Source organism: Mesorhizobium sp. M7A.F.Ca.US.006.01.1.1 (assembly GCF_003997935.1).
Taxonomy (GTDB): domain Bacteria; phylum Pseudomonadota; class Alphaproteobacteria; order Rhizobiales; family Rhizobiaceae; genus Mesorhizobium.
In genome coordinates, this window is the sequence record NZ_RZQL01000449.1 from 1 (window position 1) to 2074 (window position 2074).

The window sequence follows — 2074 nt, forward strand, 5'->3', positions numbered from 1 at the left end:
CTCTTCCTCTCCCGGCATCCGCGCTCCGCTAAAAGGCCGCGGCAAGGCCCCATCGCGCTGATACACCGGCAGCGGGGCTCGCCTTTCAAAGAGGCTCTCGTTGGGCTCTAGCGACGCTAATCTGCCAGGCGGGTAAGTTGGCCAACTGGCGCCACTACGGCCGGACGAACCTATGGATGCATGTCTTCAGGTTGTGCGGAGTGAAGTCCAGCCATCGGTTGACCACGAGCTTATTCATGTTGGCACGCTGAAGCTTACGTGACGCAGCGGCGACGGTGAAGCTTTCGCCGTCCGCAGCGCTTACGAGCAGCTTGAGATGGCCTATTGTCTGTTGCGCTTCGTCGCCTTCCCTATCTCGTAGCCGCTGGCGCCCCATGCGGCCAGATGGTGAAGACCCAGACGATTGCGCCGTCTGATCCCAACGGTTTCATTATGGGAGCGGTGTAGACGAGGGCTGGGAGAACTCCCGGAAGAGCCCATCGACGCTGTCGCTGACGATATCTTTGATGCCTGTCGGGTTGGTGTAGGGAAAGCGTGCGTTGATCCGCCGGACGGTCGCTGCCTTTGCAGCATCGGTGAAGCCCCCGCGGGCAATCTCCTCGGCGGCGATCGCGCGGCAGGTCCTCAGATACAACCGCTCGTCATCGAACATTGGCTCTTTTGGACCCGACGCGCCGTGCCCTGGATGCACAATGGCGACATTGGGGTACATCGCCTCGATCCGGTCGAGGATGCCAAGCCACTCGCCGGTATGGGCTTCTCTAAGCGGACCGTGGAGCCGGTTGAGAATTGCGTCCCCGGGGAACAGCTCTCGCGTGGAGGGCAGGTAGTAGGCTGTCGTCGCAGGGGCCTCGCCAGCGCCCAATTCACGCGCGATGATCGTTAATCCGTCAATTTGCAAAGTCGTGTCGCCGTCGAAGGTGATGCCAGGGACCACGAATTCGCGCGGCGTGATGTCGGGCGCATCGGCCTGCGTACCCGCATTCGCACCATAGGTGTCGTAGCGAACCGCATCGGCTGTCGCCTTGGACGAATAGACTGGGACGCCCGGAAAGGCTTTCCGGAACAGGCCAAGCCCGGTATAGTGATCGGGATGGGCGTGGGTGATGAGGATCGCACGCACCGGCTTGCCCACCGCCTTGACGGCCGCCAGCGCCTGCGCAGCGTGGACGAGATCGCGCTGAACGTCGATGACGACGACGCCGCCGCCGGGCGTCTCAATCCAATAGGTGTTGACGGTTCCGGTCCCGCGATAGGTCCAAACACCGGTCTTGGCCGGCAACACCGTTTGGGCCGACGAGGTATCCTGCGCCATTGCGGGCGCGCATGTCGCCATGGTCGTCGCGGCCAGGAGGGCTATCCAGCTAGAGCGCATCGGCTAATCCTCGATTGTCTGTGAGTGGGGCGGATGGTGGCGGACCAAAGGCGTCTACGCCGGCGAGTCGTACGTGCCGGGGCTGTTGGGCGTGGCGCGCCACTCGGGCTGACGTTCGGGGTTCGCCTCGGCGAGCGCGCGCCGGACGCCTTTGACGTCATAGTCCTTGAGATAGCCCGGTGAGCCCGGCTGCTGACGCCAGGATTCCGCGATAGTGCCGGCGTCCACTGCGTCGAAGCCGATCCCGTCGATCAGCGCCATGGCCTTGGCCTTGGTCCGGACGTCATCACCCGCCACCGCCAGAGCGATACGGTCCGCGGAGCCCGCCGACTTGGCGCCCGGTTGGAAATGGGTCGCTTCGATCGTGTTGAAGGCTTTGATCACCGGGCGCCCAAGATGCTGCTCGACCCATTCGCTTTCGGTGCTCCCGTCCTCAATTCCGTCCAGATGACCGTCGCGCTGTTGTGGATAGTAGTTGGTCGTGTCGATGACGACGACGTCGGCGGGCGTGGACGCGAACAGTTCACGGGGCAGACTGGGATTTTGTTTGAAGGAACGGAGACGACCACGACCTCCTGGCCGCGGACAGCATCTTCGATCGCAGTTGCCCGCGCGCCGGTTTCCGCCGACAGGTCCGCCAAAGACTCTGGTCCGCGCGAATTGGCGATCGTGACCTCGTGCCCTGCAGCCCTGAAGAGA

2 protein-coding genes are annotated in these 2074 nt (G+C 63.4%); both read right to left on the reverse strand.

Annotated elements, in window-relative coordinates:
• Positions 1 to 430 precede the first annotated feature (430 nt).
• A complete protein-coding gene (locus EN943_RS36665) occupies positions 431 to 1315 on the reverse strand; it encodes an MBL fold metallo-hydrolase (protein ID WP_206522888.1) in 885 nt (294 codons plus the stop codon).
• 114 nt (positions 1316 to 1429) lie between these two features.
• Positions 1430 to 2074, reverse strand: a 645-nt coding sequence (locus EN943_RS38715; protein ID WP_245476115.1) for a hypothetical protein, incomplete at its 5' end; no start/stop codon positions are given.